General features: G+C 73.8%; 17 protein-coding genes. 12 read left to right on the top strand and 5 right to left on the bottom strand.

Annotated features, from left to right (window positions below; genetic code table 11):
• Positions 1–10: 10 nt before the first annotated feature.
• Together OG370_RS07925 and OG370_RS07920 are read right to left on the bottom strand one after the other, a co-directional pair.
• A complete protein-coding gene (locus OG370_RS07925; RefSeq protein WP_443060629.1) occupies positions 11–2,452 on the bottom strand; it encodes a helix-hairpin-helix domain-containing protein in 2,442 nt (813 codons plus the stop codon).
• A gap of 43 nt (positions 2,453–2,495) precedes the next feature.
• Positions 2,496–3,476: an aldo/keto reductase gene (locus tag OG370_RS07920; protein WP_328461996.1), complete on the bottom strand. Its 981-nt coding sequence runs from the start codon at positions 3,474–3,476 to the stop codon at positions 2,496–2,498.
• Between the two features lie 133 nt (positions 3,477–3,609).
• Here OG370_RS07920 and OG370_RS07915 point away from each other — a divergent pair, with 133 nt between their 5' ends.
• Positions 3,610–4,665 carry an LLM class F420-dependent oxidoreductase gene (locus OG370_RS07915; protein ID WP_328461994.1) on the top strand — a complete coding sequence of 352 codons (1,056 nt, stop codon included), beginning with the start codon at positions 3,610–3,612 and terminating at the stop codon, positions 4,663–4,665.
• Positions 4,666–4,805: 140 nt separating this feature from the next.
• Here the strand turns inward: OG370_RS07915 and OG370_RS07910 are convergent, their stop codons facing one another.
• A complete protein-coding gene (locus OG370_RS07910) occupies positions 4,806–5,393 on the bottom strand; it encodes a hypothetical protein (RefSeq protein ID WP_328461992.1) in 588 nt (195 codons plus the stop codon).
• A 455-nt stretch (positions 5,394–5,848) separates the two neighbouring features.
• Here OG370_RS07910 and OG370_RS07905 point away from each other — a divergent pair, with 455 nt between their 5' ends.
• The 4 genes from OG370_RS07905 (at position 5,849) to mshC (ending at position 9,599) form a co-directional block, all read left to right on the top strand.
• A complete protein-coding gene (locus tag OG370_RS07905; protein ID WP_328461990.1) occupies positions 5,849–6,607 on the top strand; it encodes a histidine phosphatase family protein in 759 nt (252 codons plus the stop codon).
• A 138-nt stretch (positions 6,608–6,745) separates the two neighbouring features.
• Positions 6,746–7,336 (top strand): DUF3090 domain-containing protein, encoded by a 591-nt coding sequence (locus tag OG370_RS07900; protein ID WP_328461988.1) that lies wholly within the window; start codon positions 6,746–6,748, stop codon positions 7,334–7,336.
• Positions 7,300–8,265, top strand: a complete 966-nt coding sequence (locus OG370_RS07895) for an SCO1664 family protein (protein WP_328461987.1) — start codon at positions 7,300–7,302, stop codon at positions 8,263–8,265. The genes OG370_RS07900 and OG370_RS07895 overlap by 37 nt, the downstream gene beginning before the upstream one ends.
• A 104-nt stretch (positions 8,266–8,369) precedes the next feature.
• The gene (mshC, locus tag OG370_RS07890) at positions 8,370–9,599 is read left to right on the top strand and encodes a cysteine--1-D-myo-inosityl 2-amino-2-deoxy-alpha-D-glucopyranoside ligase (RefSeq protein ID WP_328461985.1); all 1,230 of its coding nucleotides are present in this window, start codon (positions 8,370–8,372) and stop codon (positions 9,597–9,599) included.
• A gap of 83 nt (positions 9,600–9,682) precedes the next feature.
• On the opposite strand, the gene OG370_RS07885 is transcribed toward mshC, so the two are convergent.
• Together OG370_RS07885 and OG370_RS07880 are read right to left on the bottom strand one after the other, a co-directional pair.
• Positions 9,683–10,651: a PAC2 family protein gene (locus OG370_RS07885; RefSeq protein ID WP_328461984.1), complete on the bottom strand. Its 969-nt coding sequence runs from the start codon at positions 10,649–10,651 to the stop codon at positions 9,683–9,685.
• Positions 10,652–10,743: 92 nt separating this feature from the next.
• Complete coding sequence (locus OG370_RS07880; RefSeq protein ID WP_328461983.1) at positions 10,744–11,766, bottom strand: hypothetical protein; 1,023 nt, start codon at positions 11,764–11,766, stop codon at positions 10,744–10,746.
• Positions 11,767–11,920: 154 nt separating this feature from the next.
• Here OG370_RS07880 and OG370_RS07875 point away from each other — a divergent pair, with 154 nt between their 5' ends.
• From OG370_RS07875 to OG370_RS07845, 7 genes are all read left to right on the top strand, one after another.
• On the top strand, positions 11,921–13,237 hold the full coding sequence (locus tag OG370_RS07875) for an L-fuconate dehydratase (RefSeq protein WP_328461982.1): 1,317 nt from the start codon (positions 11,921–11,923) through the stop codon (positions 13,235–13,237).
• A complete protein-coding gene (locus OG370_RS07870) occupies positions 13,234–14,046 on the top strand; it encodes an SDR family NAD(P)-dependent oxidoreductase (protein WP_328461981.1) in 813 nt (270 codons plus the stop codon). Before OG370_RS07875 ends, OG370_RS07870 begins: the two co-directional genes overlap by 4 nt.
• 90 nt (positions 14,047–14,136) lie before the next feature.
• Positions 14,137–15,177 carry a sugar ABC transporter substrate-binding protein gene (locus OG370_RS07865; protein WP_328461980.1) on the top strand — a complete coding sequence of 347 codons (1,041 nt, stop codon included), beginning with the start codon at positions 14,137–14,139 and terminating at the stop codon, positions 15,175–15,177.
• 3 nt (positions 15,178–15,180) lie between these two features.
• Entirely contained in the window at positions 15,181–16,755 is a 1,575-nt protein-coding gene (locus OG370_RS07860) for a sugar ABC transporter ATP-binding protein (protein WP_328461979.1), read from the top strand.
• Complete coding sequence (locus OG370_RS07855; RefSeq protein ID WP_328461978.1) at positions 16,752–17,789, top strand: ABC transporter permease; 1,038 nt, start codon at positions 16,752–16,754, stop codon at positions 17,787–17,789. The genes OG370_RS07860 and OG370_RS07855 overlap by 4 nt, the downstream gene beginning before the upstream one ends.
• A gap of 97 nt (positions 17,790–17,886) precedes the next feature.
• Entirely contained in the window at positions 17,887–18,864 is a 978-nt protein-coding gene (locus tag OG370_RS07850) for an aldo/keto reductase (protein ID WP_328461977.1), read from the top strand.
• A gap of 8 nt (positions 18,865–18,872) precedes the next feature.
• Positions 18,873–19,712: an amidohydrolase family protein gene (locus OG370_RS07845; protein WP_328461976.1), complete on the top strand. Its 840-nt coding sequence runs from the start codon at positions 18,873–18,875 to the stop codon at positions 19,710–19,712.
• Positions 19,713–19,775 lie beyond the last annotated feature (63 nt).

The following is a 19,775-nucleotide window of genomic DNA, read 5'->3' as shown; positions in this document are numbered from 1 at the left end:
GCCGCCCCGCCTACTCCGCCGCCAGCTCCCGCAGCACCGCCGCCAGCCGGGTCGTACGCTCCTTCGCCACCGGCCCGGCCACCGCGGCGGCCAGCGCCTGATCCGCGCCCTGCACGACCGACAGGTGCCGCTCACCGCGGCCGAAGGCGGTGTAGACCCAGCCGCGGGTGAGCAGCGGGCCGGCGTCGCCGGGCACCACCACGACCGCCGCGGGCCAGCGGATGCCGGCCGCCTGGTGGCCGGTGACCGCCCACCCGTGCCGTACGGTCGCCGCGACCTCCGCGCGCGGCACCAGCACCGGGCCGTCCTCGCCCGCGAGCCGCAGCCCGTCCGGCTCGGCGCCGACCACCGTGGCCGGGTGCGTACGGCCCGGGGCCGGCACGTGTACCACCCGGTCGCCGGGGTCGAAGCCGCCGAACCGGCCGGGGCCGGGGTTCAGCCGCTCCTTGAGGGCCGCGTTGAGCGCGCGGGTGCCGACCGGGCCGCCGTGCGCGAGCGTGATCACCTGGGTCTGCTCCGGCGGCACCCCGAACGCCCGCGGCACCGAGTCCGCGACCAGTTGCACCGCGCGGTGCACCGCCTCGCCCGGCGCGCGCACCGGGACCACCACGACCTCCTTGTCCGGCGCGTCGACCGGCGTGAGCTCGCCGATGGCCACGCAGGAGGTCAGCTCGCCGATCGGCCCCGGGTCGGGGGTGCGCGAGGTGACCCGGGGGCACGCCTTCGCGGCCAGCAGGTCGGCGAACGCGCGGCCGGGTCCGGCCGACCACAGCGCGTGCGGGTCGCCGCTGAGCACCAGCCGCGCGCCGTCCGGGACCGCCTCGACCAGCGTGGCGGCCTCCTCGACGGACAGTTGGGGCGCGTCCAGCACCGCGAGCAGGTCGAGCGGGAGGCTGCCGTCGGGGGCCCGGCCGCCCGCCAGCAGGCCCGCGACGGTCAGCGCGCCGTCCTCGCCGATCCCGGGGACCGCGGCCAGCCGCCGCCTGCCGCTGTCGGTGTAGGCGGCGGCGTACGCGCGCAGGCCCGCCGCACGGGCGGCCGCGACCAGCGCGGCCGGTTCGGCCCGGGCCGCCTCGCCGCCGGTGTGCAGCACCAGCCCGCTGCCGGCGGCCACGCGGATCAGCTCGGCGGCGGAGGGGGAAGGGGCGGCAGCCGCGGCGGCCTCCCAGTCGGGGGCCGAACTCCCCGCCGACCCGCCCGCCGAACCACCCGCAGCGTCCCCTGAGCCGTCCTCTGCGCCTTCAGCGCCGGCCGCGGCACCCGCGCCGCCCGGGGCGCCCTCGAAGGAGCGCAGCAGCCGTACACAGCCGTCCGCGAGGCTCTCCTCGGCCAGGGCGTACCGGTCCAGGCCGAACAGCAGGGGTACGGGCGCCGGTTCGTCGTCCTCGTCGTCCTCCGGGGCCCCGGCCGCGCCTTCGGGTTCCGCGCGGAAGACCAGCACCCGGCCCTCCTCGACGGCGGCGGCGATCGCGGTGTCCGGGTCGGGTACGGAGTAGCGCGCCAGGGCGGTCCGCAGCGCGTCCCCGTCGAGGGCGGTGTGGCCCTGCTCGGCGGCCCGGTCCAGTACGTGGCCCACCAGCGCCCGCACCCGCCGCTCGTCGCCCGGACCGACCGCCCCGCCCAGCACCGCCCGGGCGAACGCGTCCACCTGCTCCACCCCGACCCGCACCCCCGGCAGACCGAGCACCCCCCACGGGTCCTCCCGCACCAGCGCGGCCGCGCCCTCGCCCAGCGCGCGTACGACCGGCTCGGCCAGTTCCCCGGGCGCCCCGCCGCCCGCGAGCACCTGCCGGGCCGCGTCCACGGCGGCGGCGTCGAGCGGTGCCCGGGCGGCGCTCGCGGGCGCCGCGGCGGGGCGTTCCGCGCGGGCCGGACGCGCGCCGGCGGGCCCGCCTTGCGCCGAAGTCACCTGCTCGGCCGGGTCGTTGCCGGGTTCGGCGCCCGCCTCGCCGGTCGTACCCGCCGCGGTGGAGGGCAGATCGGCGTCGCCGGGCTCGGGCGCGTCACCGGGCTCCGGCACGTCGGTCGGCTCCGGCGCGTCTCCCGCCTCGCCGTCGCCCCCCGCGTCCGCCGGCTCGGCCGGCCCGTCGCCGGACCCGCCCTCGGACGCCGCCTCGCCCTGCTCCGCGGTCGCGCCCGGCGTGGTCCCGCCCACCATCTCGGCCGCTTCCAGGGCCTGGAGCCGGGCCGCCTCCTCCGCCATCGCCTCGCGGCGCTTGCGGCGGGCCTCGGCCGCGTCGCCGCGCGGGGCGGGCGCCGCCGGGTTGTCGCCGCGCTCGATGGACCGCATAGCCGCCGCCAGGCTCGCCAGATCCGGCTTCCCGGCCGGGCCGGGGCGCGCGGCGGGCACGGCGCCGCCGTCCGCGAGGGCCGCGGGAGTCCCGGCAGCCGTTGGAGCGGCGGCCTGCGCGGCGGGAGCGGTGGAGTCGTCGGGCGGGGTGGGGGTGGTCACGCTGGAAGCCTCCGTGGAGCGGAACGGCCGCGACTCGCAGGACTCAGAGAGTGGTCCAGTCGTGGTCCGGGTAGCGGTGCAACGGCGCCGAGACGTCGTCAAGGGCCGAGCAGATCTCTTCCGGCAGCGTAAGGCCCTCCACCGACAGAGCGGCGCCGAGCTGCGCGGCGTTGCGCGCGCCGAGAATGGGCGCGGTGACGCCCGGCCGGTCCCGCACCCAGGCGAGCGCGACGTGCAGCGGCGACACGGCCAGGCCGTCGGCCGCTATGGCCAGCGCGTCCACGATCAGGCGGGCGGTGTCGTCGAGGTACGGCGCGACGAAGGCGGCCATGCCGGAGGAGCCGCCGCGCGAGTCCGCGGGGACGCCGTGCCGGTACTTCCCGGTGAGTACCCCGCGCCCGAGCGGCGACGACGGAAGCAGCCCCACGCCGAGGTCGACGGCCGCGGGCAGCACCTCGCGTTCGATGCCGCGCTGGAGCAGCGAGTACTCCATCTGCGTGCTGGCCAGCGGGGTGCGGCCGGGCGTGGCGAGCTGCCAGGACGCGGCCTTGGCGAGCTGCCAGCCGCAGAAGTTGGAGACCCCGACATAGCGGGCCCGGCCGCTGCTGACCGCGATGTCCAGGGCCTGGAGTGTCTCCTCCATCGGCGTGCCCGGGTCGTACGCGTGCACCTGCCACAGGTCGACGTGGTCCGTGCCGAGCCGCTGGAGCGAGGCGTCGAGCGCGGCGAGCAGGTGCCCGCGGGAGGTGTCGAAGCGCCGGTCGGGGTCGGGCACGCTGCCCGCCTTCGTGGCGATCACCAGGTCGGAGCGCGGCACCAGGTCCTCGATCAGCCGCCCGAGCAGGTACTCCGCGCCTCCGTCCGCGTACACGTCCGCGGTGTCGACCAGCGAGCCGCCCGCCTCCCAGAAGGACTTGAGCTGGTCGGCGGCGTCCCGCTCGCCCGTGTCGCGCCCCCAGGTGAGCGTGCCGAGTCCGAGCCGGGACACGCGCAGGCCGGTGCGGCCGAGATGCCTGTGCTCCATGACCGCTGAGGCTAGCGCCCGGCCCTCCAAATGGGGAGCAGTGACGTACCCGACAGGCGCGTTCGGCCGGACAAGGCGCTAAAGTCCGGGGGGACAACGACGTTACTGGCCAGTACGTACTAAGGGGAGCGGTATGCGGCTCGGGATCAACCTCGGCTACTGGGGCGCCGGCATGGACGCGGACAACCTCGCCGTCGCCCAGGAGGCCGACCGCCTCGGCTACTCCGTCTGCTGGGCCGCCGAGGCGTACGGCTCCGACGCGCCGAGCGTGCTGTCGTGGGTGGCCGCGCAGACCGAGCGGATCGACGTGGGCTCGGCGATCCTCCAGATCCCGGCCCGCACCCCGGCGATGACCGCGATGACCGCCGCCACCCTGGACTCCCTGACCGGCGGCCGGTTCCGGCTGGGCCTCGGCGTGTCCGGGCCGCAGGTCTCCGAGGGCTGGTACGGCGTCAAGTTCGACAAGCCGCTGGCCCGCACCCGCGAGTACGTCGAGATCGTCCGCAAGGCGATGTCCCGCGAGCGGCTGTCGTACGAGGGCGAGCACTGGACGCTGCCGCTGCCCGGCGGCCCCGGGAAGGCGCTGCGGCTGACCGTGCACCCGCAGCGCGAGCACATCCCGCTGTACATCGCGGCGATCGGCCCGAAGAACCTGGAGCAGACCGGCGAGATCGCCGACGGCGCGCTGCTGATCTTCCCGTCCGCCGCGCACCTGGAGGACACCGCGATCCGCCCGCTGCGGGCCGGCCGGGAGAAGGCCGGGCTGACGATGGACGGGTTCGACGTGTGCCCGACGCTGCCGCTGGCGCTCGGCTCCGTGGCGGATCTGCCGAAGCTCGCGGACACCTTCCGGCCGTACACCGCGCTGTACGTCGGCGGGATGGGGAGCCGCAAGCAGAACTTCTACAACCAGCTGGCTCAGCGCATGGGGTACGAGCAGCAGGCCGCGGACATCCAGGACAAGTATCTGGCCGGGGAGAAGGACGCCGCCGCGGCGGCGGTGCCGCAGGAACTCATCGACTCCACGTGCCTGTTGGGGCCGGTGGAGCGGATCGCGGACCGCATGAAGGAGTACGCCGCCGCGGGCGTGACCACGCTCTCGCTGGCGCCTTCCGGGTTCAGCCTCGAGGAGCGGGTCGCGGGGTTGCGGGCGGGGATCGAGGCTCTTTCGCTGGCGGGGCTGGGGTAACGGGACCGCCCGGACCACCTGTCGGTGGGCGGCTGGACGCGCAGTTCTCCCCCAGTGCTTCGCCTGGGTGGGGGTGCCCCCGGCGGAGCCCGGGGGAGTGCCCCCACGCGCCCCTTGTCGGTTGCCGCTCTCCGTTGCCGTTACCCCGCCGGGACGAGGCGGCCCAGGAGGCGGCCGAAGTCGATCAGGCGGGCTATCTGGCCGGGGCCGCCGTCGTCGAGGGACTTGCTGAAGCGGAAGGACTCGGGCCGGATCTTCGCGGAGGCGACCGGCAGCGGAGAGTCCGGATCGGCCTGGGCCGCGCTGAGTTCGTGGGGCATCACAGTGGCGAGGACCAGGTAGACCCCGCGGTCGATGCGGCGCCCGCGCTCGTCGCGCCCGACGAGCGTGCGCATGCCGACGTGGCCGATCGCGTCCAGCGGGAGCACTTGCACCGAGGAGTCCAGCACCGTCCCTCCGGGCGCGTTCGCGTCGGCCAACTCCTCGCTGTGCCACAGGATCAGCCGCCGCCCGTCGCAGACCGCCGCCTCCTGCCACACCGACGCGCCGGCCTCGGTGAGGTCCACCACGCGCTCCAGCGTGAAACCCCGCACCCGGCGCCGGCCGAGCACCCCCGTGATCGCGTCCATCGCGATGTCCGGGTGCAGGAAGTACGCCCCCGCCGCGTCCTGCAGCCGGGCGTAAGGAGACCAGTCCGCTCCCGCGGTACCTACGCCCGGCTCGGTCATCGGGCGGCTCCTCGTCGCCTTGCTGAACATCTCCACCTGCTTCGCGGTCCCGACACATCGGGCCGTCTCGACTCGACCCCTGCTGCACCCTACCCACGGGGAGTGACAGGCCGGGACCTGACCGCAAGGACAAGCACACCGTAAGCGGCCGCCGGACGCACGGCTCTCGCCCTGCATGTAAAGCGGAGACAACGGGCCGTCAGGTACGAGCAAAACGCCGGAAGCGGTGAGCAAACGCGCTCGGAAAGCGGGACCCGGCAGGTGCGGCTGCCTCCCGGGGCCTTCCCGGCCCTTTCCGGGGCCCTCGCGCGGCCCGACCGCCGCCCTGACACCCGGCCCGGCACGTGGACCGGCCGGTGACGTTCGCGGCCGTGGTGGGGGCTCGGGGGGATCTTCCCCGCCACGGCCGTCACCCAGCACAACGCGCGTCCCCGGAAGGGGTTACGGTGGCGGACATGCCCACCGTGATCCTCGTCCGGCATGGCCGTTCGACCGCCAACACCGACGGAGTACTGGCCGGCTGGAGCCCCGGCGTCGCCCTCGACGACACCGGCCGTGCCCAGGCCACCGCGCTCGCCGCCCGGCTCGCCGCCCTCCCGCTCGCCGCCGTGGTGAGCAGCCCGCTGCAGCGCTGCCAGGAGACGGTCGGACCGCTGCTCGCCACCCGGCCCGAACTGCCCCTGCACACCGACGACCGGGTCGGCGAGTGCCACTACGGCGACTGGACCGGGCGGAAGATCCGCGAGTTGGCGGAGGAGCCGCTGTGGGCCACCGTCCAGCGGCACCCCTCCGCCGCCGTCTTCCCCGGCGCCGAGGGCGAGTCGCTGCGCGCGATGCAGGCCCGCGCGGTCGACGCCGTACGCGACTGGAACGCGCGGATCGAGGCCGAGCACGGCGCGGACGCGCTGTACCTGCTCTGCTCGCACGGCGACGTCATCAAGGCGCTGGTCGCCGACGCCCTCGGCACGCACCTCGACCTCTTCCAGCGGATCAACGCCGATCCCTGCTCGGTCACCGTCGTCCGCTACACCCCGCACCGCCCGTTCCTGCTGCGGCTCGGCGACACCGGCGACCTCACCGCGCTGATCCCCCCGCCGCCGGCCGAGGGCGCCGCGGACAGCGCGCCCGGCGGAGGCTCGGCCGACGCCGCCCGCTCCAAGGGCCGGCTGGACCCGGGGGACGCCGTGGTCGGCGGTTCGACCGGCACCTCGTGATCGGCTTCCGCAGTAGGGTGGATGCCCGGTGGCCCGTGCCCTGACACACCGCACGCGCGGCGCGGCACAGCCGTCACAGCAGCCGAGCAGCAGTCAAGCACCAGCACAGTCGATCAAGCCGAGCAAACGGAGCAGGACGTGCCCCGCCAGGTCTTCTTCTACGAACACCCGGAACGCTTCGTCGCCGGGACCGTCGGTCAGCCCGGACAGCGGACGTTCTTCCTCCAGGCCACCGCGTTGGGCCGGACCACGAGCGTGGCCCTGGAGAAGACGCAGGTGGCCGCGCTCGCCGAGCGGATCGACGAACTCCTCGACGAGGTGGTGCGCAGGACCGGTGGAAACGCCTCGGTCCCCGCCGTCGCCCCGACCGAGATGCTGGACGCCGGTCCGCTGGAGGTGCCGGTGGATGAGGAGTTCCGGGTCGGCACCATGGCGCTGGCGTGGGACGGCGCCCACGAGCGGATGGTCATCGAGGCGCAGGCCCTGGTCGAGCTGGCCGGCGAGGACGAGGAGGACCTGGAGGCCGCCGAGGAGGAACTGCTCCAGGACGACGAGAACGGCCCGCCGCTGCTGCGGGTGCTGCTGACCGGCGCCCAGGCCCGTTCCTTCGCCAAGCGCGCGCTCGACGTGGTCTCCGCCGGCCGCCCGCCCTGCCCGCTGTGCAGCCTCCCCCTGGACCCGGAAGGACACGTATGCCCGCGCCAGAACGGGTACCGGAGGTCGGCCTGAGCACCGGCACGGACCCGCGGGCCGCCGTGGGCGCGGACGCGGCCGCCGTCCCGGGTACGGACACCGGCACCGGGGTCGATCTGCGCGACGTCGAGGCGCTGCGCCACGGCGAACTGGCCGTACGCGGCCAGATCCGTGACGCCTCCAACGCCGTGCTGCTCTGCGAGAGCACGCACCAGGGCCGCACCGTCGCCTGCGTCTACAAGCCGGTCCGCGGTGAGCGGCCGCTGTGGGACTTCCCCGACGGCACCCTCGCCCAGCGCGAGGTCGCCACCTACCTCGTCTCCGAGGCCACCGGCTGGGGCCTGGTCCCGCCCACGGTGCTGCGCGACGGGCCGTACGGCGAGGGCATGGTGCAGCTGTGGATCGAGTCCGCGGCCGACGGCGGGAACGAGGAAGGCAACGGCGAGGACGGGGCCGGCGGCGAGGACGACGACGGCGAGGACGGGCCGGGCGCGCTGCTCGCGCTGACCGAGGACACCGAGCCGGCGCCGGGCTGGAAGGCCGTCGTCGAGGCCCAACTCGAAGGCGGCGGCACCGCGCTGCTCGTGCACGCCGACGACATACGCCTGCGCCGGCTGGCCGTCCTCGACGCGGTGGTGAACAACGCCGACCGCAAGGGCGGCCACCTCCTGCCCGCCGCCGACGGGCGGCTCTACGGCATCGACCACGGCGTGACCTTCCACACCGACGACAAGTTGCGGACGCTGCTGTGGGGATGGGCGGGCGAGCCCCTGCCGGCCGAGGCGGTCGCGGTCCTCACCCGGCTCGCCGCGGACCTCTCCGGCGCCCTCGGCGAGCGGCTGGGCACCCTGATCACCCCCGCGGAGACGGCCGCGCTGCGCTCCCGGGTCGACCGGCTGCTGGAATCCGGCGTCCACCCGGCCCCGTCCGGCGACTGGCCCTCGATCCCCTGGCCGCCGGTCTGACGACGCCCCACCCGGGGGCGCGCGGTCCCGCCCGGTGCGGCCGCGCCGGAAAGGCACCCATCCCACCGGAAGTGGTCGACCACCGGCCCGGTTACCCTCGTCTCATGCATGCCTGGCCAGCTTCCGACGTCCCCGCCCTTCCGGGCACCGGACGCCCTCTTCGTCTGCACGACACGTCGACCGGTGGACTCGTCCCCATCGAGCCCGGTCCGGTCGCCCGCCTCTATGTCTGCGGGATCACCCCGTACGACGCCACCCACATGGGGCACGCGGCGACCTACAACGCGTTCGACCTCGTGCAGCGGGTGTGGCTCGACACGAAGCGCCAGGTCGAGTACGTGCAGAACGTCACGGACGTGGACGATCCGCTGCTGGAGCGCGCGGCGGACACCGGCGACGACTGGACCGCGCTCGCCGAGCGCGAGACCGCGCTGTTCCGCGAGGACATGACCGCGCTGCGGCTGCTGCCCCCGGCCCACTACATCGGGGCCGTCGAGGCCATACCCGGCATCGTGCCGCTGATCGAGCGGCTGCGGGAGACCGGCGCCGCGTACGACGTGGACGGCGACGTGTACTTCTCGGTCGAGTGCGACCCGCACTTCGGCGCGGTGTCCGGGCTCGACGCCGCCGCGATGCGGCTGCTCGCCGCCGAGCGCGGCGGCGACCCGGAGCGGCCGGGCAAGAAGAACCCGCTCGACCCGATGCTGTGGCGTGCCGAGCGGGACGGCGAGCCGAGCTGGGACGGCGCGTCCCTCGGGCGCGGGCGCCCCGGCTGGCACATCGAGTGCGTCGCGATCGCGCTGGACCACCTCGGGATGGGCTTCGACGTCCAGGGCGGCGGCTCCGATCTCGCCTTCCCGCACCACGAGATGGGCGCGTCGCACGCCCAGGTGCTCACCGGGGAGTACCCGTACGCCAAGGCGTACGTCCACGCCGGGATGGTCGCCCTGGACGGCGAGAAGATGTCCAAGTCCAAGGGCAACCTCGTCTTCGTCTCCGCGCTGCGCCGGGCCGGCGTCGACCCGGCCGCGATCCGGCTGGCGCTCCTCGCGCACCACTACCGGGCGGACTGGGAGTGGACCGACGACGTCCTCGCCGACGCCGTGGCCCGCCTCGGCCGCTGGCGCGAGGCCGTCTCCCGCCCCGACGGGCCGGCCGCCGACGCGCTGCTCGACGAGGTGCGAGCCGCTCTCGCGGACGACCTCGACGCGCCGCGTGCGCTCGCCGCCGTCGACGCCTGGGCGGTCACCCAGGCGTCGGAGGGCGGCACGGACCCGGGCGCACCCGGGCTCGTCTCCCGCGCGGTGGACGCGCTGCTGGGCGTGGCCCTCTAGGACCGCGTGCGCGGGGGTGGCCGCCGTCCGGGAAGGCGGTCACCCCCCCAGGGGCGCGGCCCCTCTTACGCGCCGTCTGCCTCTTACTCGCTGTCGTCCTCGCCGTCGTCCTCGTCCTCGTCCGAGGAGGAGGGGTTCGGGTCCTCCCGGGGCGCGGGTTTGCCGCGGAAGTGGGGGACGCCGTCCGTGCCCTCGCTGGACGCGTAGTCCCCGGGGTCCCGCCGCCTCAGATACCGCTCGAACTCCTTCGCGATGGCCTCGCCGGACGCCTCCGGCAACTCCGCGGTGTCCCGCGCCTCCTCCAGCGTCTGGACGTACTCCGCGACCTCGCTGTCCTCCGAGGCGAGCTGGTCGACGCCGACCTGCCAGGCGCGGGCGTCCTCGGGGAGCTCGCCCTGCGGGATGCGCAGGTCGAGCAGGTCCTCCAGGCGGTTGAGCAGGGCCAGCGTGGCCTTGGGGTTGGGCGGCTGGGAGACGTAGTGCGGCACCGCGGCCCACAGGCTCACCGCGGGGATGCCGGCGTGCGTGCACGCCTCCTGGAGGATGCCGACGATGCCGGTGGGGCCCTCGTACCGGGACTCCTCCAGGTTCATGGTGGTGGCCAGTTCGGCGTCGGAGGTGACGCCGGAGACCGGGACCGGACGGGTGTGCGGGGTGTCGCCGAGCAGCGCGCCGAGGATGACGACCATCTCGACGCCGAGTTCGTGCGCGAAGCCCAGGATCTCGTTGCAGAACGAGCGCCACCGCATGCTGGGCTCGATCCCGCGCACCAGCACCAGGTCGCGCGGCTTGGGCGACTGGATGCGGACCACCGACAGCCGGGTGGTCGGCCAGGTGATCTTGCGGGTGCCGCCGTCCATCCAGACCGTGGGCCGGTTGACCTGGAAGTCGTAGTAGTCCTCGGCGTCGAGCGCGGCGAAGACCTCGCCCTTGAACTCCCGGTCGAGGTGGTCGACCGCGGTGGAGGCCGCGTCCCCGGCGTCGTTCCAGCCCTCGAACGCGGCCACCATGACCGGATCGATCAGCTCGGGAACACCCTCCAGCTCGATCACCCAGCTTCTCCTTCCGGCGTACTCCTGCGTGCGGGAACCAGCCTACGGCGTAACGGACGGTGCGCCGCAGCCCGCGCCGTGACCGCTGCTCCTCACGGCGTGCCCCAGCCGGCCCGGTACGCCGCCCAGTCGGCGGGGTCGGCGGCGAAGTCGACGTACAGCGCGAGACCGAAGGCGGCGCGGTCGCGGTCGGTGCGGGCGAGCGCGACGCGGGCGCCGCGCACCGCGGCCGGGACGGTCTCGGCGTAGCCGTGGTGGCCGAAGTTCTCGGTGTGGTAACCGGGCAGCCCGATCAGGAGGTTGGTGGCCTTCGGGGTGACCTGCAACGCGAGGGAGGTCTGCTGCGCGATGTAGCCGCCGAACAGGGACGAGGCGGGCAGCGCGGTGTCGTAGGCCATCAGCGCGATCTGGTCGACCCGCCGGGCGACCTGCCCGAAGTACCGCTGGGACCACCACTTCGGGTGGCTGAACGGCAGGTGGGAGACGGCGTGCAGGCCGGGCAGCGGGTCGATCTGGGGCACCGCGGCGGACAGCGGCACGCCGCGGGCGACGGTGAGCGCGCGCACCGTGTCGAGGGTGCGCAGAAAGCCGCCGTCGCCGGACGGCACCGGCTCCAGGTCGAGGTGGACGCCCGCGAAGCCGGCGTCGAGCACCTGCCGCGCCGAGCCGCGGATACGGGCGCGGACCGCGCTGTCGTCCAGACGCAGCCCGGGCGTGCCGCCGTGGGCGACGGTGTCGCCGAGCCACGCCTGGACGCGGACGCCGGGCAGTTCGCGGCGCACGTCGGCGAGGAACGCGGCCGCGGTGGGGTACAGGGCCGGGTCGAGGCTCCCGTCGGCCGAGAGCGGACCGGTGTGGACGTACAGGTCGCGGATGCCGCTGCCGCGCACCCGGTCGCGCAGCAGGGCGAGTTCGGCCGGTGTGCGGGTGCCGTCCACCCAGGCGTGGCCGAGCCAGACCGCGTCATTGCCGCGGGTGCGGCCGGCGGCGGACGGGTCGCCCGCGTACTGCGCCCGCAGCGCGCCGCCCGCGCCGAGCATCGCCAGTACGGTCAGCGCGGTGCCGCCGATCACCGCACGTCGGAGCCACCGCAGCGCCGTACGCCGGGTCGGCATGCGTCTCACCAGCCACGACGCCAGCGGCCGCCACCGTTGAGACATCCGATCTGTAATCGACAAAATTCGCGCTCCCCCCTGGACGAACCCCACCGCGCACGGCTATACATCGGATCATCGAAAAAAGATCCGATGTCTCGCGACGGGAGTGTGCATGAGTCCGACCATCACCGAGGTCGACGTGTACGACATCCGCTTTCCGACCTCGGAGCAGCTCGACGGCTCGGACGCCATGAACCCCGACCCCGACTACTCCGCCGCTTACGTGGTACTCCGTACCGACGCGCCCGGGGGCCTGGCGGGATACGGCCTGTGCTTCACGATCGGGCGCGGCAACGACGTCGTCGCCGCGGCGATCGCGACGCTCCGACCCTATGTGGTCGGGCGCACGGTGGACAGTGTCACCGGCGATCTCGGCGCCTTCTACCGGCTGCTCACCCACGACTCGCAACTGCGCTGGCTCGGCCCGGAGAAGGGCGTGATGCACATGGCGGCCGGCGCGGTCGTCAACGCCGCCTGGGACCTGGCCGCCCGCCAGGCCGGCCGCCCGGTCTGGGAGTTGCTGGCCGGGATGACCCCGGAGGAAATCGTCGACCTGGTCGACTTCCGGTATCTGAGCGACGCGCTGACCAGGGACGAGGCGCTGGAGATCCTCCGCCGCGCCGAACCCGGCCGCGCCGGGCGGGCGGAGGAGTTGCGCCGCCGCGGCTACCCCGCCTACACCACGGAGCCCGGCTGGCTCGGCTACTCCGACGAGAAGCTGACCCGGCTGGCGAAGGAGGCGGTCGCGGCCGGCTTCACCCAGATCAAGCTGAAGGTCGGCGCCGACCTCGACGACGACCTGCGGCGGATGCGGCTGGCCCGGGAGGCGGTCGGCCCCGGCATCCGGATCGCGGTCGACGCCAACCAGCGCTGGGACGTGGCCGAGGCCGTCCACTGGATGCGGGCGCTCGCGCCGTTCGAGCCGTACTGGATCGAGGAGCCCACCAGCCCCGACGACGTGCTCGCGCACGCCGCCGTGCGGGCCGGCCAGCCGATCCGGGTCGCCACCGGCGAACACGTCGCCAACCGGGTGGTGTTCAAGCAGCTGCTGCAGGCCGGCGCCGTGGACTTCGTGCAGATCGACGCGGCCCGGGTGGCCGGCGTCAACGAGAACGTGGCGATCCTGCTGCTCGCCGCCAAGTTCGGCGTGCCGGTCTGCCCGCACGCGGGCGGGGTCGGCCTGTGCGAACTCGTCCAGCACCTCTCGATGTTCGACTACGTCGCCGTCTCCGGCAGTTGGGACGACCGCATCATCGAGTACGTTCCCCACCTGCACGAGCACTTCACCGACCCGGTGGTGATGGAGAACGGCCGGTACCAGGCGCCCACCGCCCCCGGCTTCTCCGCCCGCATGGTCCCCGAGACCCTCACCGACTACCGCTACCCGGACGGCCCGGTCTGGGTGGCCCGACAGGAGCTCGCCCGATGACCGACACCCCCTCCCACGAGACCGCAACCGCCCTCCACCCGCAGGACCTGGCCGGGCTGACCGCCCTGGTCACCGGCGGCGCCTCCGGCATCGGGGCCGCCACCGCCCGGCTGCTGACCGCCCGCGGCGCGCGGGTCGCCGTCCTGGACCGCGACCCCTCCGGCGCGCCCGAGGGCACCGTCCCGGTCCGTGCCGACGTCACCTCCGACCAGGCGGTCCAGGCGGCGGTGGCCGAGGCGGTGGGGGAGCTGGGCAGCCTGCACATCCTCGTCGGCAACGCCGGGATCGGCGCCGTCGGCACCGTCGAGGACAACGCCGACGACGAGTGGCAGCGGGTCATGGACATCAACGTCCTCGGCCTGGTGCGGGCCGCGCGCGCCGCGCTGCCGCACCTGCGCAAGGCCGCCGTGGCGCGGCCCGGCAGCGCCTCGATCACCCACACCTGCTCCATCGCGGCCACCGCGGGCCTGCCCCAACGGGCCCTGTACAGCGCCAGCAAGGGCGCCGTGCTCTCGCTGACCCTGGCGATGGCCGCCGACCACGTGCGCGAGGGCGTACGGGTCAACTGCGTCAACCCCGGCACCGCGGACACCCCGTGGGTCGGCCGGCTGCTCGACCAGGCCGACGACCCGGGCGCCGAGCGGGCCGCTCTCAACGCCCGGCAGCCGATGGGCCGGCTGGTCAGCGCCGACGAGGTCGCCGCCGCGATCGTCTACCTGGCGAGCCCGGCGGCGGCGAGCGTCACCGGAGCCTCCCTCGCCGTGGACGGCGGCATGCAGGGGCTGCGGCTGCGCCCGGCGGCCGACTAGCGCCACCAGCACCACTCGCTCTACCCGCTCCGCCCGCTCCACCCTTCGCAGAGCCGACATCACCCACACCCGGAAGGGCAGGACTCGACGATGAGACTGCGCACGACGACCGTGGCCGCCTGTGCCGCGCTGCTCGCGGTCACCGCGCTCGCGGGCTGCAACAGAGGCAGCGAAAGCAAGGCCGGAGGAAGTTCGGGCAAGGTGGGTATCGACCTGCCGCGCTCGGACAGCGACTTCTGGAACTCGTACAACGGCTACATCGAGAAGGACATCAAGGCCGGCGCGGTCTCCGCGCTGCCGCGCACCAACTCGCAGAACGACATCGGCAAGCTCGTCGCCAACGTGCAGAGCTTCGCCAACGAGGGCGCCAAGGCGATCGTGATGGCTCCGCAGGACACCGGTGCGATCGCCTCCACCCTCGACCAGATGGCGAAGAAGAAGATACCGGTGATCAGCGTCGACACCCGCCCGGACAAGGGGCAGGTGTACATGGTGGTGCGTGCCGACAACAAGGCGTACGGCACGAACGCCTGCAAGTACCTGGGCGCGCAGCTCAAGGGCAAGGGCAAGGTGGCCGAGTTCGAGGGCGACCTGTCCTCCATCAACGGCCGGGACCGCTCGGAGGCGTTCGCCTCCTGCATGAAGACCAACTTCCCCGGCATCAAGGTGATCCCGCTCGTCACCAACTGGGACGGCGCCACCGCGTCGGCCAAGCTGCAGACCACGCTGGCCTCCAACCCGGACCTCAACGGCCTCTACATGCAGGCCGGCGGCGTCTTCCTGCAGCCCACCCTCGCGCTGCTGAAGCAGAAGGGCCTGCTCAAGCCGGCCGGTACCGCGGGCCACATCACCATCATCTCCAACGACGGCATCCCGGAGGAGTTCAAGGCGATCAAGGCCGGCCAGATCGACGCGACGATCTCCCAGCCCGCCGACACCTACGCCAAGTACGCGCTGTACTACGCGAAGGCGGCCATGGCGGGCAAGACCTTCAAGCCCGGCCCGACCGACCACGGCTCGAACATCATCAAGATCCCGAACGGCCTGGAGGACCAGCTGCCGGCGCCGCTGGTGACCAAGGCCAACGTGGACGATCCCAGCCTGTGGGCCAACCAGCTCGGGAAGAGCTGACCCATGGCCGAGGCCGTACCGCCCGCCGCGGTCCACGCGGAGGGCATCGTCAAACGGTTCGGGGCCACCGTGGCCCTCGACCGGGTGGGCATCACCGTCGCGGCCGGCGACTCGCACGCGCTCGTCGGCCGCAACGGCGCCGGGAAGTCCACCCTCGTGTCCGTGCTGACCGGGCTTCAGCACCCGGACGCCGGCCAGGTCCGGTTCCAGGGCGAGCCGGCGCCCGCGGCCGGCGACACCGCCGGCTGGCAGGCGAAGGTGGCGTGCGTCTACCAGAAGTCCATGGTGGTCCCGGACCTGACCGTCGCGGAGAACCTGTTCCTCAACCGCTTCGGCGGCGGGCGGATCAGGTGGTCGGCGCTGCGCACCCGGGCCCGCGACCTGCTGGGCGAGTACGGCGTCGACGTCGATCCCAACGCGCGGGCCGGCGATCTCACCGTGGAGCAGGGCCAGTTCGTGGAGATCGCCCGGGCGCTGTCCTTCGGCGCCCGCTTCATCATCCTCGACGAGCCCACCGCGCAGCTCGACGCGGCCGGCATCGACCGGCTCTTCACCAAGCTGCGGGAACTCCAGCGGCAGGGCGTGGCGTTCCTCTTCATCTCGCACCACCTGCAAGAGGTCTACGACCTGTGCACCACGGTCACCGTCTACCGCGACGCGCGGCACGTGCTGACCGCTCCGGTCGCGGAGCTCGGCAAGGACGCGCTGGTGGAGGCGATGACCGGGGAGGCATTCGGCGGCAACGCGGCGTCCTGGCATGCGAAGTCGGCACCGTCCGGGGCCATCTCCGGCAAGGACGGCCGCGGCGGCGAAGGCGGCGGTGACGGCGACGGTGCCGTGCTGCGGGCCGACGGGCTGTCCCTGGCGGACGCCTTCGAGCCGGTCGACTTCGCGGTGCGCCCGGGCGAGGTGCTGGGCCTGGCCGGGGCCACCGCGAGCGGCAACACCGCGCTCGGCGAGACCCTGGTCGGGCTGCGCAAGGCCACCACGGGCCGCACCCTGGTCGGCGGCAAGCCGGTCAAGCCAGGCAGCGTCCCGCACGCGCTGGGCGCCGGCATCGGCTACGTACCGGAGGACCGGCACCGCCAGGGCCTGGTCCTGAACCGCAGCGTCGCGGAGAACGCCACGCTGTCGGTGACCGACCAACTCGGCCCGTACGGAACGGTGTTGCCCGGCCGGACCAAGGCCTTCGCCCAGCGCATGATCAACTCGCTGGACATCAAGACCTCGGGGCCGGCCCAGCCGGTCTCCGACCTGTCCGGCGGCAACCAGCAGAAGGTCGTCATCGCCCGCGCGATGGCCCGCGAGCCGCGGGTGCTGGTGGCGATCCGGCCCACCGCCGGCGTCGACGTGAAGTCCAAGGACGCGCTGCTCGGCGTGGTGCGGGGGGTCGCCGACCGCGGTGACGCGGCCGTCATCGTCTCCGACGAACTGGACGACCTGCGGGTCTGCGACCGGGTGATCGCGCTCTTCCACGGGCGGGTGATCGCCGAGTTCGGCAGCGGATGGAGCGACCGGGACCTGGTCTCGGCGATGGAAGGGCTGCCCTCGGGCGGCCACGAGGAGACCGAGGAATGAGTGACGTGAGCCAGTTGACCGCGGAAGCGGCCGCCCCGGACCAGCCGAAGCGGGCCGTGGCGCGGCTCAGGGTCGCCAACTACCGCGACCTGTCCCTGATCCCGGTGATCTTCATCGTGGGCGTGGTCGGATTCATCGTCTCGCCCACCTTCCTGACCTCCGACAACCTGATCGGCGTCCTCCAGCAGTGCAGCGAGCTGAGCCTGCTGGTGCTCGGCGAGGCGATGATCCTGATCCTCGGCCGGATGGACCTGTCGCTGGAGTCCACCATCGGGGTGGCCCCGGTGATCGCCATGTGGCTGGTGATGCCCAGGACCGGCTCGGCGACCTACCACGGCATCGGGCTGCTGCCCGGCTGGACCTCGATCCCGATCTGCCTGCTGGTCGGCGTCGTGGTCGGCGGGTTCAACGGCTTCATGATCCTCAAACTGAGAGTCAACGGCTTCATCGCCACCCTCGGCATGCTCACCATGCTGCGCGGGCTGCAAGTCGGCATCTCCCAGGGCAAGTCCATCGTCGAGGTGCCCAAGTCCTTCTCGTACCTGGGCGGCGCGTCCTGGCTCGGCGCCCCTGCGGCGATCTGGATCTGCCTGGTGCTGTTCGTGGCCGGCGGACTCGCCCTCGGCTACCTGCGGCACGGCCGCGCGCTGTACGCCATCGGCGGCAACAAGGAGGCCGCCCGCGCGGCCGGCATCCGGGTCGACCTGATCACCTGGTCGGTGCTGGCCATCGCCTCGCTGCTCGCCGCCTTCGCCGGCATCCTCTACGTCGGCCACTACGGCGCGATCTCCTCCACCCAGGGCCAGAACTGGATCTTCCAGGTCTTCGCGGCCACCGTGATCGGCGGGATCAGCCTCAACGGCGGCCGCGGCACCCTCTTCGGCGCCCTCACCGGAGTGGTCGCCCTCCAACTCGTGGTGAACGTGATGACGCTCGGCGGGGTGCCGCCGCTGTGGAACCAGTTCCTCTACGGTGCGATCATCATCGTCGCCCTGATCATCTCCCGGTTCGCGAGCGGGGAACAGGAGGACTAGCCCGCAGTCAGCAGCCGGCCGGGGGCAGACCGCCCCCGGCCGCTTCCGGCCGTCCCCGGCACCGTACCGACGCACACCGCAAGGAGAGACCCACCCCATGCCCGTACCGGCACTGCCCCGGCTCGGCCTCGGCTGCGCCCCGCTGGCCAACCTCTACACCGCGATCACCGACGAGCAGGCCGAGGCCACGGTCTCGGCGGCGTTCGACACCTTCGGCGGGGAGGTGACGTACCTCGACACCGCGCCGCACTACGGCATGGGCCGCTCCGAGGAGCGGCTGGGCCAGGCGCTGGCCGGGCGGGACCGGGCGTCGTACCTGCTGTCGACCAAAGTCGGCCGGCGGCTGCGCGACCTCGGCCCCGGCGAGTCCCCGGACGAGCAGGGCTACGTCGACAGCCCCGCCCGGGCCCGGGAGTGGGACTTCACCGCGGACGGCATCAACGCCACCCTGGAGGGCTCGCTGAAGCGCCTCGGCGTGGACAGCGTGGACATCGTCTACCTGCACGACGTCGAGGACCACCTGCGCGAGGTCCGCACCAGCGGCTTCCCGGCGCTCGCCGCCCTGCGCGACCAGGGCGTGGTCAAGGCGATCGGCTTCGGCATGAACTACAGCGGGGTGATGGCCGGCCTCGTCGCCGACCTCGACGTCGACGTGGTGCTGTGCGCGGGCCGTTGGACGCTGCTGGAGCGCACCGCGTACGACGACCTGCTGCCGGTCTGCGAGCGGCGCGGCACCCAGGTGGTGGTCGGCGGCGTCTACAACTCCGGGCTGCTCGCCGACCCCAGGCCCGGCGCCCACTACAACTACGAGGCCGCGCCCACCGACCTGATCGAGCGGGCCCAGCACATCCAGCGGGTCTGCGCGGAGTTCGGGGTGCCGCTGCGGGCGGCCGCACTGCGCTACCCCTTCGCGCACCCCTCGGTGGTCTGCGCGGTGGTCGGCGCGGCCAACGAGGCCGAAGTCCGGGACAACGCCGCGCTGTTCGACCACGCGATCCCCGACGACCTGTGGCACGCGCTGGTCGAGCGGGGACTGCTCGACGCGGACGTGCCCCTGCCGCTGACGGGGAAGTGAGCGGACCCATGCGAATCGACGCGCACCACCACCTGTGGGACCTCGGCCGCCGCCCGCAGCCCTGGCTGAAGGGCGACGCCCTCGAACCCATCAACCGCACCTTCGCGCTGTCCGAGTTGGAGCCGCTGCTCGACGCGCACGACATCGCCGCGACCGTCGTCGTGCAGTCAAGCTCCTCGCTCGACGAGACCCGCGAACTGCTCGCCATCGCCCGTGGTTCGCACGGCCGGATCGCCGGGGTGGTCGGCTGGGCCGACCTCACCGACCCCGACGGGCTGCCCGCGGTGCTCACCGAACTCGCCGCGGCCGGACCGCTGGTCGGCATCCGCCACCAGATCCAGGACGAGGCCGACCCGCAGTGGCTGGACCGGCCCGACATCCGCGCCGGGCTGCGCGCCCTGGGCGCCGCCGGTCTCGCCTACGACCTGCTCGTCACCCCGCGCGAACTGCCCGCGGCGCTCGCCGCCGTCGAGGAACTGCCCGAGGTGCGCTTCGTGCTGGACCACGCCGGCAAGCCGCCGATCGCGGCGGGGGAGTGGGAGCCGTGGGCCGAGCAGATCGCCGGCATCGCCGACCACCCCAACGCGATGTGCAAGCTGTCCGGCCTGATCACCGAGGCCGACTGGGAGTCCTGGCGGCCCCAGGACGTCCTGCCCTACGCCCGGCACGTGCTGGCGGCCTTCGGCTCCGACCGGGTGCTGTTCGGCTCCGACTGGCCCGTCTGCACCCTCGCCGGCCGCTACTCCGACGTGTTCGCGCTCGCGGAGCAGGCGACGGCCTCCCTGGCCCCGGAGGAACGCGAGGCGGTGCTGGGCGGCAACGCCATCCGTGCGTACGGGTTGGCCTGACCCCCCGTGGTGGGTGGTTCCGTCGGTTGAGGAACCACCTGCCGGTGGTGGGCTGGTCGCGCA

The sequence above is a fragment of the Streptomyces sp. NBC_00448 genome (assembly GCF_036014115.1).
Taxonomy (GTDB): domain Bacteria; phylum Actinomycetota; class Actinomycetes; order Streptomycetales; family Streptomycetaceae; genus Actinacidiphila.
This window is presented reverse-complemented; position numbering and strand designations above follow the sequence as displayed.

Coding starts and splice junctions, on each gene's coding strand:
- OG370_RS07920 (WP_328461996.1), bottom strand. CDS start 3,476: ATGGAGCACAGGCATCTCGGCCGCACCGGCCTGCGCGTGTCCCGGCTC.
- OG370_RS07915 (WP_328461994.1), top strand. CDS start 3,610: ATGCGGCTCGGGATCAACCTCGGCTACTGGGGCGCCGGCATGGACGCG.
- OG370_RS07910 (WP_328461992.1), bottom strand. CDS start 5,393: ATGACCGAGCCGGGCGTAGGTACCGCGGGAGCGGACTGGTCTCCTTAC.
- OG370_RS07905 (WP_328461990.1), top strand. CDS start 5,849: ATGCCCACCGTGATCCTCGTCCGGCATGGCCGTTCGACCGCCAACACC.
- OG370_RS07895 (WP_328461987.1), top strand. CDS start 7,300: ATGCCCGCGCCAGAACGGGTACCGGAGGTCGGCCTGAGCACCGGCACG.
- mshC (WP_328461985.1), top strand. CDS start 8,370: ATGCATGCCTGGCCAGCTTCCGACGTCCCCGCCCTTCCGGGCACCGGA.
- OG370_RS07880 (WP_328461983.1), bottom strand. CDS start 11,766: ATGCCGACCCGGCGTACGGCGCTGCGGTGGCTCCGACGTGCGGTGATC.
- OG370_RS07875 (WP_328461982.1), top strand. CDS start 11,921: ATGAGTCCGACCATCACCGAGGTCGACGTGTACGACATCCGCTTTCCG.
- OG370_RS07870 (WP_328461981.1), top strand. CDS start 13,234: ATGACCGACACCCCCTCCCACGAGACCGCAACCGCCCTCCACCCGCAG.
- OG370_RS07865 (WP_328461980.1), top strand. CDS start 14,137: ATGAGACTGCGCACGACGACCGTGGCCGCCTGTGCCGCGCTGCTCGCG.
- OG370_RS07860 (WP_328461979.1), top strand. CDS start 15,181: ATGGCCGAGGCCGTACCGCCCGCCGCGGTCCACGCGGAGGGCATCGTC.
- OG370_RS07855 (WP_328461978.1), top strand. CDS start 16,752: ATGAGTGACGTGAGCCAGTTGACCGCGGAAGCGGCCGCCCCGGACCAG.
- OG370_RS07850 (WP_328461977.1), top strand. CDS start 17,887: ATGCCCGTACCGGCACTGCCCCGGCTCGGCCTCGGCTGCGCCCCGCTG.
- OG370_RS07845 (WP_328461976.1), top strand. CDS start 18,873: ATGCGAATCGACGCGCACCACCACCTGTGGGACCTCGGCCGCCGCCCG.